This is a genomic window from Brucella sp. IR068, assembly GCF_049065885.1.
Taxonomy (GTDB): domain Bacteria; phylum Pseudomonadota; class Alphaproteobacteria; order Rhizobiales; family Rhizobiaceae; genus Brucella; species Brucella intermedia.
On record NZ_JBAKHE010000007.1, the window covers coordinates 188,404 to 203,599 of the forward strand.

Below are 15,196 nucleotides of genomic sequence, written 5' to 3' on the forward strand. Positions count from 1 at the left end.
GATGCAGGAACGAGCCCCGTCCTGCGGACACTCCCTCGCCAACGGATATGTTGATGCGGGAGGCGGGAACCGTTCTCGACGCTTGCAGCCGCCCGATTTGTCGGCTACCCGCATCATATGGAACTGCGCGTCGCACTTTACCAGCCCGACATTCCCGGCAATACGGGAACCATCCTGCGAATGGCCGCCTGCCTCGGCTTCGCGGTCGACCTGATCGAGCCTGCCGGGTTCGATGTTTCGGACCGCTCGCTGAAGCGTGCAGGCATGGATTATCTAGAGCAGGCCGCCCTCACCCGCCATGCGGACTGGCGCCACTTCGAGGACTGGCGCCGGCAGGCCGGACGCCGCATCGTGTTGCTCTCCACCAAGGCGGCGGTTCCCTATACGGATTACCAGTTCCAGGAAAATGACATCCTGCTCTTCGGGCGTGAGTCGTCGGGCGTTCCCGACACCGTGCACGATGCCGCCGATGCGCGGCTTCTGATCCCGATGATGCCGGGCGCGCGCTCGCTAAATCTTGCGATTTCGGTTGCGATGACCGCAGGCGAAGCTCTGCGGCAAAGGAAAAACCTCGCGAAATGACCGGATTCGCAAGGCAGCATCTCCCCCTCCGGTCTGAAAGGCTCGCTTCTTCCATGAACCTGTCCACCCTCGCTCTCGCCGCTTCCACCCTGTCCCTGCTGGCAAGCGCCCCGGCCTTCGCCAAGGAAGCCACCCCCATCGCGCCGAAGGTGATGGTCATCACCATGTTCGGCGAAGAAGCCAAGCCATGGCTTGAAGGCGAAAAGTTCACCCAGAAGATCAAGCTGCCGGGCCTCAACCCCGAATATCCGACGGTCGACTGCACCGCCGAAGGCCTGTGCCACATGACGACGGCCATGGGCTTCGCCAATGCCGCAAGCGCGACGGCAGCCATGGCGCTGAGCGACAGGTTCGATCTGAGCCACACCTATTTCGTGATCGCGGGCATCGCCGGTGTCGATCCGAAGCACGGCACGCTCGGATCGGCGCATTGGGCGAAATATTCCGTCGACGCCAATTTGAACCACCGCATCGACATTCGGGAAGCGCCGGAAGGCTCGCCCACGGACTTCTTCGGCCTCGGCGCGGCAAAGCCCGGCGAAAAGCCGAAATGGGCCGCAGGCACGGAAGTCTTCGAGCTGAACGGCAAGCTTGCCGATTATGCTCTGGCAACGACCCGGGGCGTCGAACTTCTGGATAGCGACGCGGCGAAGGAATATCGCAAGCATTACACGGAAGAGGCTGCTAGCGGCGCGCCAAAGGTCACGATCTGCGATACGGCCTCGGGCGATACCTACTGGCACGGCGCAAAGCTCGGCGAAGCCATGGCCGAATGGTCGAAGCTTCTGACCGACGGCAAGGCCGATTATTGCACCTCGCAGATGGAAGACAACGCCACGCTGACCGCGCTGAAGCGCGCCGCCGAAGCTGGCAAGCTCGATTTCGACCGCATCGCGCTGCTGCGCACCGCGTCGAATTTCGACCGCCAGGGCAAGGACCAGACGGCGGCGGAATCGCTTGCCGCCAATTCCGGCGGCTTCCCGCTTGCCACGACCAACGCCTATCGCGTCGGCAAGGCCTATGCCGAAAGCATCATCCAGAATTGGAACGCATGGGAAAAGGCCCCGCAGACAGCAGGCAAATAGAACGCATCGCGAAAGGTGTGAAACGGCTTTCGGATGAAGCGCAATCCGATCCGATCGGATCGAAACTCCAAGCCGTAACGTAATAACGATTCAAAAAGCGAAGGCGCCCTCCGGGGCGCCTTTTCTGCCTGCTAATCTGAATCGCGTTTCAATGGCTTGACCGCCGCGATTGAAGCGCTGCTTAATCTGCGGTCGCCAGACGGCGCATGGTAAACTCGATCACATCGTCCGGCCGCTCGCACCAGCTTTCGATCTCGGTCCAGTAGGCGGCTTTCGGGAATGTCTCGAACCACTCGCGCGCCTTTTCGCGCGCCGCCAGCCTCGGCAGGGTGAACGTCTCGCGGACGAAACCATCGCGCGGCATCCGGCTTTTCGTGCTTTGCTTGGCGCTTTTCTGGGCACGGCTTTTCTCAAGCTGCCTGCGCAGGCCTTCAAGCGGTGGACGGGGCGGTGTTGCTGCCATGCGTTTGCCTCCCGGCGAACCCGGAAATGAATGCCTTTCAAACCCTGAGTAGAGAAAGATATGTTAGCGATACCCCAAAGACGAGTCTTTTCTTGGGGAGAGGGCCGGTACTCTCTTGCAATCACGCGCTTCACGCTTTGCGGTGAAGGCGGACTTTGCTAAGCCAAGCGATAATAGTTCATCCATTTAGAGCGCGCTTCGATCTGACTGAATCGGATCGGCGCTCTAGATATTCATTTTGAACCGCGCATCTTGTCCGAAAACGTCACGCACTTTTCGGGATGCGCTCTAACCCTGGCTGCGCGAGGTCTTCAAACACCACCAGGCCGCGCCGGAAGGACACGAAAATGCAACGCGACGAGATTCCGGCCATCATCCCGGCAGACATCGAAGAGAAGAAGCAGGCGGCACAGCGCTGGTTCGAGGAACTGCGCGACCGTATCTGCGCAAGCTATGAACAACTTGAAGATGAATTGCAGGGCCCGCTTTCGGATCGCGAACCCGGACGCTTCGTCCGCACGCCATGGCAGAAGGATGAAGGCCGCGGCGGCGGCGGGGTCATGTCGATCATGCATGGCCGCGTCTTCGAAAAGGTCGGCGTCCATGTCTCGACGGTCTATGGCGAGTTCTCGCCGGAGTTCCGCAAGCAGATTCCCGGTGCCGAGGAAGACCCGCGTTACTGGGCAAGCGGCATTTCGCTGATCGCGCATCCGCAAAACCCGAATGTGCCTGCCGTCCACATGAACACCCGCATGGTGGTGACCACGCGCCAGTGGTTCGGCGGCGGTGCCGACCTGACGCCGGTGCTCGACCGCCGCCGCACGCAGGACGACCCGGACACGCTTGCCTTTCACAAGGCCTTCCGCTTCATCTGCGACAAGCACAAGGACATTGTCGACTACCGGCGCGTGAAGGAGTGGTGCGACGAATATTTCTTCCTGCCGCATCGCAACGAGGCGCGCGGCATTGGCGGCATCTTCTACGACTGGCTGCACTCGCCGGAAGAAAAAGGCGGCTGGGATGCGGATTTTGCCTATACGCGCGATGTGGGACGCGGCTTTTCGGTCGTCTATCCGCATCTGGTCCGCCAGAACTTCAACAAGGACTGGACCGACGCGGACCGCAACGAACAGCTCATCCGCCGTGGCCGCTACGTCGAGTTCAACCTGCTTTATGATCGCGGCACGATCTTCGGCCTCAAGACCGGCGGCAATGTGAATTCCATCCTGTCTTCCATGCCGCCCGTGGTGAAGTGGCCGTAAAGCATTGAAAAAGGGCCGGTTTCCCGGCCCTTCAATCATATTGCAAATGCGGAATGATAGGCGACGTCGCCTTCCGGAATGCCCGGCCCGAAGGCCAGACACTGGAAATATTCCGCCGGCACGCCCGGCAGTTTCAGCCGCTCATCGGCCTTGAAGCCGAAGCGCCCGTAATAGCCGGGTTCACCCAGAAGGACGCAGCCTTCAGCGCCGAGGCTGCGCAACTGCGCAAGGCCCTCGCGGATAAGCTTGCCGCCAATCCCCTCGCCCTGCCGGTCCGGGCGGACCGAAACGGGACCAAGCCCATGCCAGCCCTTGTCCTCGCCGCCGACCAGAACCGGCGAGAAAGCGACGTGACCCAGAACCTGCCCGTCCTCTTCCGCAACCAGCGACAGGGTGAGCGCATCTGCGGCGCGCAGCGCATCGACGATATCCCCTTCCTTCCCGCTGCTATGGGCAGCGTTGCAGAATGCCTCATCCGTCAGGCGACGGATTTCTGCGGCGTCTTGGGGCGTTTCGTTGCGAATATGCATGTCCCTCTCCTTCACCGGTTGTTTGCCTGGGCGCGGACATTCTCGCGGCCCTTCAAGGAGATGCGATAAGGACTGCCCATGCGCGATTCGATCAGCCGCTTGCGGCGCAATTGCTGGAAAACCGCCATCGTGCAGTCGGAAAGCAGATAGCCTTCCCGGGTATAGCATTCGATATCGCAGATGCGTCCGTCTTCGCGCAGATGGCGGATGTAGCCGCCCTGCGCCAGCACGTGCAACACGCGCTGTTCCATGCGTGAGATATTCATTGTCGTTAATGCCTGGATGGAAACCATGACAAGCATCAGCCTTCGCGGATGGTGAACCATCCACGGCCAATGCCGTTTCCGCTCCTGGACCTGCATGTCAGGCGCTTTCAGCGCCCGCTACTTGCAGTTTCGTCCGGAACGCTCAAAGGCTTCCGACAATCTCCAGCATCAACAATTCCTCTTTCAGAGGCCCAAAGGACAGGAGGGCAATAGCCCCTCCTGCTCATTTATAAGCGCCGCGCGCCCGTGTCAAACCGTTCAGGCTCCATGGCAGGCACCAGCATGCCGACGCATCGCGCCCTGAAAATGCTCAATCGCCGCACGGGCTTAACCAATTCCCCATGAGCTAGACTCAACGAGACTTGGTATTGGGCTGGTTACGAAGCTTTTCGGCTTCCGCGTAGAACTTCTTTTCCCACTCATTGTGGTTATCGAGCCCTTCCTTGATGAAGGGCGTGAAGATGGCGAGATTCATCAGGCACCAGTTGACGAACCGGGCCGGGAACTTCAGCGGTTTCACGAAATCGACGAACAGCACGACCCGCGTCTTGTCCGTGTGGTTCCATGCCTCATGCTCATAGGCATCGTCGAAAATCAGCACCTTGCCTTCCTGCCAGTGACAGACCTGTTTGTCCACGCGGATGGCAAGCTTGTCGTTCGGCTCCGGCACGATGAGGCCGAGATGCAGACGCAGCACGCCATTATAAGGACCGCGATGCGGCGGCAGGTGCTTGCCCGGCTCGAAGATGGAGAACATCGCCGTCGTGAGGCCCGGGATCTTGTTGACGATGCGCCAGGTTTCCGGGCAGGCCTTGATGTTCTGTTCCGACTTCACGCCGAAACCGAGCAGGAAGAACGTCTTCCAGCGATTGTCGGTCGAGATCGTCTTCACGTCGGTCGAAATATCCTGAAAGGAAGGCAGTTCGCTCTGGCGCAGGAGAATCGTGTCCAGTTCCTTGCGGATGGCCGGCCATTCCTTCTCGATCTCCGCAGCCCACGGAAAGGTCGCGTTGTCATAGACCGGCGGATTGCCAAGCCTGGCATATTTCAGGTTGAGACCTTCGGCCCAGGATACGATCCCCATGAAGAAACGGGTGATGCGGCTCGGCCGGTCCATGGCGGCGATGCCCTCGGTGCCAAACTTCTGCTTCGGATCGGCCGCTGCCTTGTCTTGTATCGATGTATCGGGATTGGACATCTCACGCTCTTTCAGAATGACGCTGAAAACTTCCCAGCCATAAATGAATGAAACTATAGCGAAAATTTGCCGACAAGAGGTCAGCTGTTCATTTTCGCGGCATTTCCAACAAAAGTGAGACACGGTTTTGTGTTCGGAAATGCCGGAGAAAGAATAGTCAGGGCAGAAGCACCCTAACTACGATCAAGTTTGTCCAGAAGCGCGGTGCGGTCAAGGCTAAAACCGGAGTCTATCCAGAAAGTTTCAAGCGACCGCAAGGCCTCGCCCAGCCCCGGCCCCTTCTGGATGCCGAGGGCCAGAAGATCGCCCCCCGTGACGGGAAAGACCGGCGCATCGTAACGTTCGGCAGTTTCGAGAAGACGCGCGAAACCACCGGCGCGGACCATCGCTTCGTCGCTGCCTGCGGCCTCGGCCCGCGCCGCGGCATAGGCCAGACGAATGCGGTCGAGCACGGCCTGCTTGCTGCCGCGATAGATGGTCTTCTTCAACGCCTGTTCGGAAAGTTCCGGCTTGACTGCATCGGCGCGCGCCCAGGCTTCGAGCCGCGCCCTTTCGGCATTGGACATTTTCAGCCGCTTGCCCATCTCTTCCATCCGCACGCTGTCGGGCGGGATGATGCTTTCAAGCCGCAGCAGCGGATCGGCCTGCCAGCCAAGATCGGCCTCGGTGCGCACCAGTCCGTGAATGGCGTCGATGCCCCATTTCTCGCTTTCCGGCAAAATGAGGTTCAGCACGCCGCCCTGGCGCATCCACAAAAGCGCGCGCGAGGGATCGGGAGCAGACAGAAGCTTCTTCAGTTCCGACCAGACCCGTTCGGCGGAAAGCTGTGAAAGCCCGTCCTTCAGCCGCGCGCTGGCGCGCAATCCTTCAGCCTCGGGCCGACCCGAACCGTACCAGGCGAAGAAGCGGAAGAAGCGCAGGATGCGCAGGTAATCCTCGCGAATGCGCTGCTCCGCATCGCCGATGAAGCGCAGCGTCCGGCTTTCTATGTCGGCAAGGCCGCCGACATCATCGATGATCGTGCCGTCAGCGGTCGCATAGAGCGCGTTGATGGTGAAGTCGCGCCGCTCGGCATCGGCCTTCCAGTCGGTTCCAAACGCAACCTTGGCGTGACGGCCATTGGTTTCGATGTCCTGCCGCAGCGTCGTCACCTCGAACGGATGCCCCTGTACGACAACAGTTATCGTGCCGTGCTCGATGCCGGTCGGCACCGGCTTGAAACCGGCCTCGGTCGCCAACCTGACGGTCTCGTCCGGCACATGCGTCGTCGCCAGATCCACGTCACTCACCCCGGTGCCAAGCAGCGTGTTGCGCACTGCGCCGCCGACGACGCGCACCTCGCCGCCATCACGGTTCAGCGCCTTGAACAGGGCCTGCAACGGCTTTGTCTTAAGCCAGTCCGCCTTCCCGGAAATATTGATACTCAAACGTAGAGCCTTTCATAAAGTCCGCGAATAATGCCGGCGGTTGCCCCCCAGATGAATCGCTCGTGATAGGGCATGGCGTAATAAAAGCGTTCCTTGCCGTTGAACATCCTGCTTTCCCGCCGGTGGTTCTGCGGATTCATCAGGAAGGAAAGCGGAACCTCGAAAATATCGGCCACTTCGTCCGGGTTGGGATGCACGTCGAACGGCGTTTTCACCACCGCGAGGATGGGCGTGATCGAAAATCCGCTGCCGGTGAGATAGCGCGGCAGATTGCCGATGATCTCGGCGCGATCCGCAGCAAGCCCGATTTCCTCATTGGCCTCGCGCAGTGCCGCCCGTTCCGCCGTGCCGTCTTCCGGGTCGATTGCCCCGCCCGGAAAGGCGATCTGGCCCGAATGCTTGCGCAATGTGTCGGTGCGCTGCGTCAAAAGCAGCGTGGCTTCCGATCCGCGATCCACCACCGGCACCAGCACGGCCGCGTCGCGCATCTTCGACGTCACCATGGCCTGCGTGAAATCGGGATTGAGCGAATGATCGCCCGTTACCGCATCGTGGTCCGGGTGCCACTGCCGGACCCGCTCGGCAAAATCACCGGCGGAAAAGTCAGGAAAGCCGTTCATTGCAATGCTGCCTCCAGCGCATCGGAAGCCATGATCGGAAAGACCACGCCGCCGGAGCGGACCGCAAATGTCTGCACCCCGTCGATTTCGATTTCCTCGCCCAGCTCCACCAGATCATACATGACCGAACGGGCAATCAGCGCCTCCAGCCGTCCGCGAACGAGCACATAAGGCTTGAGGCCGCCGCTTTCCGGCTCGACCACGAAGCGCAAGGGATGCTGCGCATCGGCTGTCACCACATCGCCGACATTGGTGCGGAAGGTGAGCGCCTGCCTCTCTCCTTCGCCGGAAACCTCCATCTCGACGGCAATGAAATGCGCGTCCTCGACGCGGATACCGACCTTTTCCACCGGCGTGACCAGATAGGTCTTTCCGTCCTCATCCTTGCGCAGCACGGTCGAGAACAGCCTGACGAGCTGTTTGCGGCCGATCGGCGTGCCCATGTAGAACCATGTGCCGTCCGCCTTTATTTCCATGTCGAGATCGCCGCAGAATTCCGGATTCCATCGCTCGACCGGCGGGATTCCGCGCTCCCTGGTCGAAGGACCGCTCTGCGCATCGGCATGGGCGCGCGCGATCAGGGCTTCCAGCCCGCCGGCGGTCCCGGTGTCCCGCATGGATTCTTGCGGCGCGTCTTTGCCTTCAGGGGTGCTTTTTATCATCCGACTCGGTTATTCCTGCGCAAATAGACCCAAAGCCATGAAATAGTCACCCTTTCGCGGCTTGTCAGTATTATATAGCGATTTAAGAAGCAGTTCCGCCAGAGCATTGCGAGGTCCATATGAGCGTTGCCGTTACGCCTGAAACCGCCAATCCCGAACAAATCGTCGCGGAGGCCGAACGGGCGCTCGCAGATATCGCCCGCATCAAGGCAAGTGTCGGCACCGTGATCTTCGGTCAGGAAAACGTGATCGAGCGCACCCTTGTCGCCGTGCTTGCCGGTGGCCATGCGCTCCTCGTCGGCGTGCCGGGCCTCGCCAAGACCAAGCTGGTCGAAACGCTTGGAACCGTGCTTGGCCTTTCCGGCCAGCGCATCCAGTTCACGCCCGACCTGATGCCTTCCGACATCATCGGCTCGGAAGTCATGGAACAGGATGCCGACGGGCGGCGCTCCTTCCGCTATCTCAAGGGGCCGATCTTCGCGCAGCTCCTGATGGCCGATGAAATCAACCGCGCCTCGCCCCGCACGCAGTCCGCCCTTTTGCAGGCCATGCAGGAATATCATGTGACGGTCGCGGGCCAGCGCTACGACCTGCCAGCGCCATTCCACGTTCTGGCAACGCAGAACCCGCTGGAGCAGGAAGGCACCTATCCGCTGCCGGAAGCCCAGCTCGACCGCTTCCTGATGCAGGTCGACATTCTCTATCCCGAACTGGATGCGGAACGGCGCATTCTCTTGGAGACGACCGGCGTTTCCGAAGCCAGGGCCTATGAGATCATCAATGCCGAGCGGCTGATCGAAATGCAGACCCTAGTGCGGCGCATGCCCGTGTCGGAAAGCGTCGTGGAAGCGATCCTCAAGCTGGTGCGCTCCGCAAGACCTGACGCCGACAACGACCATGCGAAGAAGCATATCGCCTGGGGTCCCGGCCCCCGCGCCAGTCAGGCGCTCATGCTCTGTGCTAGGGCGCGCGCGCTTTATGAAGGCCGCCTCGCCCCCTCGGTTGACGACGTGAAGGCACTGGCCGAGCCGGTATTACAGCACCGCATGGCGCTTAATTTCGCCGCGCGCGCCGATGGCATGCATATTCGTGACGTCATCGCCAATCTGGTAAAGGCTGCTGTCTGATGGTGATCGGCGCAGAAGTTTCCACCGCAGATCGCAAGGAGACGCTTGCCCGCGCCCGCGCGCGGGCCGCTGCTATCCCCGATCTGCTGGTGGAAGCGCAGCGCGTGGTCAATACCGTCATGAATGGCTGGCACGGACGGCGCAAACGCGGCCCGGGTGAAAATTTCTGGCAGTTCCGTCCCTATGTCGAGGGCGAATCCCTCGCCCGCATCGACTGGCGGCGCTCGGCCCGCGACGACCATACCTATGTCCGCGACCGCGAATGGGAATCCGCTCACACTGTCTGGCTGTGGTGCGATTTTTCGCCTTCGATGCTCTATCGCTCGCAGATGGCGCCGGTTTCCAAGGAAGCGCGTTCGCTGGTGCTGACGCTGGCGCTTGCCGAACTTCTGTCGCGTTCGGGCGAACGCATCGCCTTTCCGGAGCTGATCCAACCCTTTTCGGCCCGCAATGGTGCCGAGAGGCTTGCAGCTGCGCTGATGCACGACGCGCCCGCTTCGGCGCTGCCGGATATCGGCCAGATACGCCGCTTTTCGGAAGTCGTGCTGGTTTCAGACTTCCTGCATCCATTCGACGAACTGAGCGATCTTCTCGACCGCCTCGCCAGACGCGGCGTCCGCGCGCATCTGGTGGAAGTGGCCGATCCGGCGGAAGAGACATTTCCCTATTCTGGCCGCACCGAGTTCCGCGATCCCGAAACCGGCGCGACGCTCGTCGCCGGTCGGGCCGAAACCTATGCGGAGGACTATCGCCGCCTCTACACCGCGCGGCGCGAAACCCTCATCGATTACTGCAAGCGGCTTGACTGGAGCTATACGGTTCACCGCACCGACAGGCCGACGGCCGAGGCGCTGGCGCGTCTTCACGATGCCCTGAGCGCAACAGGGAGCAGCACCAAGGGAAGCAGCACATGAATTTCCTGCCGCTCGCCTTCGGTTCGCCGCTCATCCTTGCAGGATTGATCGCCCTGCCGGTCATCTGGTGGCTTTTGCGCATGACGCCGCCGCGTCCGCAGGAAGAAACCTTTCCGCCGCTACGCATTCTGGCGCAGGTCTTCAAGCGCGAGGAAGTGCCGTCGAAAAGCCCATGGTGGATGACGCTGCTGCGGCTGCTCATCGCCGCGCTCGTCATTCTCGCGCTTGCCTCGCCGGTCTGGAATCCGCGCCCCGTGGCGCTTGCGGGCAATGAGCCGCTCGCCGTCGTCATCGATAATGGCTGGGCTTCCGCCGAGGACTGGCAGCAGCGCGTTAATGCCGCCGAAAAGCTCATTTCCGATGCGGAAGGCAACGACGCGCCGATCTATATCGCAGGCACGGCGGAACCGGCCAATGCGGAAATCGGCCCCTATGACGGCAAGCGCGCCGCAGAACGCCTGCAGGCGCTGGAACCGCGCCCTATTCCCGTCGACCGCAAGGCAGCGCTGGAGCGGCTCTCATCAACCGTGCCTGCCGGTGCAAAACTTCGCCTTGCCTTCATGAGCGACGGGCTGGCTACGCCAAACGATGCGCAAACCTTCGCGGAACTGGACAAGTCCGGCCATCTCGCCTCCGTTCTCTGGTATGGTGCGGGCCTCAGCCGCATTTTCGCGCTGACCGGCATCGACAACAAGGCTGACAGTCTGGAAGCGATCGCCATCCGCCCGCAAGGCGTATCGGCTCCGCGCACGCTCACCGCAGCCGCCTATGACGACAAGGGACGCCGCATCGCCGAAGCGCCGCTTTCCTTCACGCCTGGAAGCGCGGAAGGCACGGCGCGTTTCAACCTGCCGGTGGAGCTTCGCAACGATTTCCGCCTGATCCGTGTCGATGGCATCGAACAGGCAGGCGCGACAAGGCTGATCGATGCGGGATCGGAACGGCGCACTGTCGGCCTGATCGCCAGCGGCGACGGTGATCTGGCGCAGCCGCTGCTCTCGCCGCTGCACTATATTTCCCGGGCGCTTTCGCCCTATGTCAATCTGATCGAGCCACGCTCGGCGGACTTGCTGCAATCCGTGCCGGAAGTGCTGGATGCAAAGCCGTCGATCCTCATCATGGCCGATATCGGCACGCTGCCGCAGCCGGTCACCGAACAGCTTTCCAAATGGATCGAGGATGGCGGCACGCTGGTGCGGTTCGCAGGCCCGCGCCTTGCCGGCGCCAGCGATAACGACCCGCTTCTGCCAGTGAAACTGCGCAAGGGCGAACGCGCACTGGGCGGCACGCTGTCCTGGTCGGAGCCGCAGAAATTACGCGCTTTCCCTGACAAGGGGCCTTTTGCCGGTCTTGCCGTTCCCGATGACGTGACCGTCACAAGACAGGTCCTTGCCGAACCGTCATTCGATCTCAACGATAAGGCTTACGCCGTTCTTCAGGATGGAACGCCGCTTGTAACCGGTGAACAGCGCGGGCGCGGCAATATCGTCCTGTTCCACATCTCGCCCGATGCAAGCTGGTCGAGCCTGCCCATTTCGGGTTCGTTCGTGGAAATGCTGCGCCGCATCGTCTCGCTGTCACAGAGGACCGGCGCGCAGGACACGCAGGCCTCGGTCTCGCTTCCGCCATACCAGCTCCTGTCGGCTTCCGGCGCGCTGACCCCGCCCACATCCGAAGCCAAGCCGCTGATCGTCGAGAAGAACAGGCAGGCGAGCGTCAGCATCAACACGCCGCCCGGTTTCTATGGCAATGAGGACGGATTGAAAGCGCTCAACATCTTTGAAGGTGCCGACATCAAGCTGCAACCGATTGCACAACCCGCATTTTCCGTCGGAATAGTGCCCGCTTCCTACACGTCCGACCAGTCGATTTCACTGGCGGGACCGTTCTTTGCGGTCGCCGCAATGCTTCTCGCACTCGATACGCTTTTGATGCTGTGGCTGCGCGGTGCCTTCCGTCGCCGCATGAAAGTGCGCGCCAAGGCCGCAGGCATCGCCGTGCTGCTGGCTGGTTCGCTTGCCTTCAACCTTCTTCCGTCCGGAATGGGCGAAGCACAAGCCCAGACCCCATCCCCATCTCAATCTCAATCCCAGTCCAAGACACAGCAACAGGTGCATGACGACAGCAAGCCGGGAGACGAGGCGATAGTCAACTCGGTCTCGCAGACGCATCTTGCCTATGTCATCACCGGCAGCGCCCAGACCGACGACATCAGCAAGGCCGGGCTGCGCGGTTTAAGCTTCGCGCTGATGGACAAGACCGCGCTTGAACCGGGCGACCCTGTCGGCGTCGATCCCGCCAAGGATGAGCTGGCCTTTTATCCGCTGATCTACTGGCCTATAGACCCGCAAGCGCCGATGCCAAGCCCGGAAGCGATTGCCAGGGTCGATGCCTATATGCAGCAGGGCGGCACCGTGCTTTTCGACACGCGCGACCAGTTGCAGGCCGGAGCCAGCCTCGATGCGTCCGCCTCACCCGCCAACCAGCGCCTGCGCGCCATTCTCGACGGCATGAATGTTCCGCCACTGGAACCCGTGCCCGACGATCATGTGCTGACCAAATCCTTCTTCATCATGCCGGATTTCCCCGGTCGCTATGAAGGCAGCCCGTTGTGGGTCGAGGCCTCGACACCGAATGCCTCGCCCCGCGAGCGCCCCGTGCGCACCGGCGACGGCGTGACGCCGATCATGATCACCGCCAATGATTTCGCAGGTGCATGGGCCGTGGACGAGCAAGGCAATCCGCTTCTGCCGACCGTGCCGAACGACCCGATGCAGCGCATCTATGCCATTCGCGGCGGTGTGAACATCGTGATGTATATGCTGACCGGCAACTACAAGTCCGATCAGGTCCACGCCAAGGACCTCATTGAGCGGCTGGGAAACTAGCATAATGCTTTGCAGCCACGTCATCGCCCAATCCCGCTTCTCTTTTCCCCTGATCGTGAACGCGAACGGCGGTAGGAGGTGAGAATGAACATCGAATTCGAACCGTTTCTCTCCACGCCCTGGCTGATTGCCGTTCTCGTGCCGCTGGCGTTGCTGGTTCTGGCCACGATTGCGTTGCGGATGCGTGGCGGGCTGATCCGCCTTCTGGCTGCGGCAGCGCTTGCACTCGCTCTTTTCAATCCCGTCATTATCAATGAAGAACGCGAACCGCTGAAAAGCGTGGTTTCGGTGGTGGTGGATCGCAGCCAGAGCCAGGAACTCGGCAGCCGCCGTGCCGACACGGATGCGGCCTTGAAGGCGGTGCAGGACCAGCTTGCAGCCATGCCGCAGTTTGAAACCCGCGTGGTGGAGGCGGGCAAGCCCGGCGAGAATGAAGACGGTTACGCCACCCGGCTTTTCGGGCCGCTGGCGCGTTCGCTTCTCGACGTGCCGCCTTCCCGCGTCGCGGGCGCTGTTCTGATTACCGACGGTCAGGTGCATGATATTCCCGCCAACAAGAATGCGCTCGGCTTCGATGCGCCGCTGCATGGGCTTGTGACCGGCAAGCCGGACGAGTTCGACCGCCGCATCCGCTTCAACAAGGCGCCGCGCTATGGCATCAGCGGCAAGCCGCTGGAAATGTCGTTCACGGTGATCGATGAGGGCAAGAGCCTCGGCAGCCCCGCGCCGGTTCAGGTCCGCGTCAATGGCGAAACCGTCAGCGAGGAGGAAGCGCGGGTCGGGCAGGAAACGCCCGTGACCATCACCCTGCCGCGCGCCGGTGTGAACATTGTCGAAATCGCCACGCCAGCCCTTCCCGGTGAAGTGACCGACGCCAACAATCGCGCCGTCGCAACCGTGGACGGCGTTCGCGAAAACCTGCGCGTGCTGCTCGTCTCCGGCGAGCCGCACAATGGCGAGCGCACATGGCGCAACCTGCTCAAATCCGATGCCGCCGTCGATCTCGTCCACTTCACCATTCTGCGCCCGCCTGAAAAGCAGGACGGCACGCCGATCAACGAATTGTCGCTGATCGCTTTCCCGACGCGCGAACTCTTCGTGGACAAGGTCAACGAGTTCGATCTCATCATTCTCGACCGCTACCAGCACCGCGATGTGCTGCCGCTCCTCTATTACGATTATATCGCGCAATATGTGGAGAATGGCGGCGCGCTTCTGGTGGCCGCCGGGCCGGAATATGCAGGCGAAATGTCCATTGCCCGCACGCCGCTCTATAGCGCCCTGCCCGCCATGCCGACCGGCGCGGTGACGGAAAAGGCCTTCTATCCCCGCCTCACCGACCTCGGCAAACGCCACCCGGTCACGCGCGGCCTCGACGGCAGCGATCAGGAGCCGCCGCACTGGAGCCGCTGGTTCCGCACCATCGACATTACCGCGCCGCAGGGCGAAACGGTGATGAGCGGCGCGGACAACAAGCCACTGCTGGTGTTGAGCCGCGTCGGAAAGGGCCGCGTCGGCATGTTCCTCTCCGATCAGGGCTGGCTTTGGGCGCGCGGTTTCGAGGGCGGCGGCCCCTATGCCTCGCTCTACCGCCGCATCGCCCACTGGCTGATGCAGGAGCCCGAACTGGAAGAAGAAGCGCTGACAGCTTCCGGCAACGGGCGCGCCCTTTCCATCCGTCGCCAGACCATGGGCGACAATCCGGGTGCGGCAACCGTTACAACCCCTTCCGGCAAGGAATTGCAGGTCAATCTTGCGCAAAGCAAGCCGGGCCTGTTCGAAGGCTCGTTGCAGACGGAAGAGATCGGGATTTTCCGGGTGAAGAATGGCGATCTGGAAGCGCTGGCCCATGTGGGACCCATCGATGCGCCGGAATTTGCCGACAGCATTTCGACGGCGGATCGCCTGAAACCGCTTGCCGAGGCAACGGGCGGCTCGGTCCATCGCGTCCATGCAAGCGGAGACAGTGCAGTCCGTGTGCCCGCGATCACGGCCATCAGCGGCAACCGCGCCGCCAGCGGCAATGACTGGATCGGCCTGCGTGAGACTTCGGACACGCAATTGAAAAGCGTCAATCGCCTGCCGCTGTTCTCCGGCTTCCTGGCGCTGTCTGCCCTGCTTCTGGTCTTCGGCAGCATGTGGTATCGCGAAGGGCGGTAAACCGCCCCTCGC

14 protein-coding genes are annotated in these 15,196 nt (G+C 61.7%); 7 read left to right on the forward strand and 7 right to left on the reverse strand.

All coding sequences use genetic code 11. The features are described from left to right. Positions 1-117 precede the first annotated feature (117 nt). The gene (locus tag ACOWVS_RS13985) at positions 118-582 is read left to right on the forward strand and encodes a tRNA (cytidine(34)-2'-O)-methyltransferase (RefSeq protein ID WP_021586975.1); all 465 of its coding nucleotides are present in this window, start codon (positions 118-120) and stop codon (positions 580-582) included. Positions 583-635: 53 nt separating this feature from the next. Further along, the gene (locus ACOWVS_RS13990; RefSeq protein WP_025090526.1) at positions 636-1,667 is read left to right on the forward strand and encodes a purine-nucleoside phosphorylase; all 1,032 of its coding nucleotides are present in this window, start codon (positions 636-638) and stop codon (positions 1,665-1,667) included. A gap of 181 nt (positions 1,668-1,848) precedes the next feature. On the opposite strand, the gene ACOWVS_RS13995 is transcribed toward ACOWVS_RS13990, so the two are convergent. Continuing rightward, positions 1,849-2,130: a hypothetical protein gene (locus ACOWVS_RS13995; protein WP_006467342.1), complete on the reverse strand. Its 282-nt coding sequence runs from the start codon at positions 2,128-2,130 to the stop codon at positions 1,849-1,851. Positions 2,131-2,477: 347 nt separating this feature from the next. Between ACOWVS_RS13995 and hemF the strand changes: the two genes are divergently transcribed. Continuing rightward, positions 2,478-3,392, forward strand: coding sequence for an oxygen-dependent coproporphyrinogen oxidase (hemF, locus tag ACOWVS_RS14000; RefSeq protein WP_021586977.1), 915 nt, complete (start codon positions 2,478-2,480; stop codon positions 3,390-3,392). Between the two features lie 35 nt (positions 3,393-3,427). Here the strand turns inward: hemF and ACOWVS_RS14005 are convergent, their stop codons facing one another. The 6 genes from ACOWVS_RS14005 to ACOWVS_RS14030 all read right to left on the reverse strand — a co-directional run bounded on the left by ACOWVS_RS14005 (position 3,428) and on the right by ACOWVS_RS14030 (position 8,095). Further along, positions 3,428-3,922 (reverse strand): GNAT family N-acetyltransferase, encoded by a 495-nt coding sequence (locus ACOWVS_RS14005; RefSeq protein ID WP_021586978.1) that lies wholly within the window; start codon positions 3,920-3,922, stop codon positions 3,428-3,430. Positions 3,923-3,933: 11 nt separating this feature from the next. After that, positions 3,934-4,188, reverse strand: a complete 255-nt coding sequence (locus tag ACOWVS_RS14010; RefSeq protein ID WP_025090527.1) for a YjhX family toxin — start codon at positions 4,186-4,188, stop codon at positions 3,934-3,936. A gap of 352 nt (positions 4,189-4,540) precedes the next feature. Next, positions 4,541-5,386 carry an aspartyl/asparaginyl beta-hydroxylase domain-containing protein gene (locus tag ACOWVS_RS14015; RefSeq protein ID WP_006472723.1) on the reverse strand — a complete coding sequence of 282 codons (846 nt, stop codon included), beginning with the start codon at positions 5,384-5,386 and terminating at the stop codon, positions 4,541-4,543. A 173-nt stretch (positions 5,387-5,559) separates the two neighbouring features. Further along, the gene (locus tag ACOWVS_RS14020) at positions 5,560-6,813 is read right to left on the reverse strand and encodes a CCA tRNA nucleotidyltransferase (protein ID WP_021586980.1); all 1,254 of its coding nucleotides are present in this window, start codon (positions 6,811-6,813) and stop codon (positions 5,560-5,562) included. Next, positions 6,810-7,433: a CoA pyrophosphatase gene (locus ACOWVS_RS14025; RefSeq protein ID WP_021586981.1), complete on the reverse strand. Its 624-nt coding sequence runs from the start codon at positions 7,431-7,433 to the stop codon at positions 6,810-6,812. The genes ACOWVS_RS14020 and ACOWVS_RS14025 overlap by 4 nt, the downstream gene beginning before the upstream one ends. Further along, a complete protein-coding gene (locus ACOWVS_RS14030; protein WP_021586982.1) occupies positions 7,430-8,095 on the reverse strand; it encodes a DUF1285 domain-containing protein in 666 nt (221 codons plus the stop codon). The genes ACOWVS_RS14025 and ACOWVS_RS14030 overlap by 4 nt, the downstream gene beginning before the upstream one ends. Positions 8,096-8,214: 119 nt before the next feature. Here ACOWVS_RS14030 and ACOWVS_RS14035 point away from each other — a divergent pair, with 119 nt between their 5' ends. From ACOWVS_RS14035 to ACOWVS_RS14050, 4 genes are all read left to right on the forward strand, one after another. Next, positions 8,215-9,222, forward strand: coding sequence for an AAA family ATPase (locus tag ACOWVS_RS14035; protein ID WP_006467351.1), 1,008 nt, complete (start codon positions 8,215-8,217; stop codon positions 9,220-9,222). Beyond that, positions 9,222-10,136 (forward strand): DUF58 domain-containing protein, encoded by a 915-nt coding sequence (locus ACOWVS_RS14040; protein WP_021586983.1) that lies wholly within the window; start codon positions 9,222-9,224, stop codon positions 10,134-10,136. Before ACOWVS_RS14035 ends, ACOWVS_RS14040 begins: the two co-directional genes overlap by 1 nt. Next, the gene (locus ACOWVS_RS14045) at positions 10,133-13,024 is read left to right on the forward strand and encodes a DUF4159 domain-containing protein (RefSeq protein WP_021586984.1); all 2,892 of its coding nucleotides are present in this window, start codon (positions 10,133-10,135) and stop codon (positions 13,022-13,024) included. The genes ACOWVS_RS14040 and ACOWVS_RS14045 overlap by 4 nt, the downstream gene beginning before the upstream one ends. An 84-nt stretch (positions 13,025-13,108) precedes the next feature. Beyond that, on the forward strand, positions 13,109-15,184 hold the full coding sequence (locus ACOWVS_RS14050; RefSeq protein WP_021586985.1) for a membrane protein: 2,076 nt from the start codon (positions 13,109-13,111) through the stop codon (positions 15,182-15,184). Positions 15,185-15,196 lie beyond the last annotated feature (12 nt).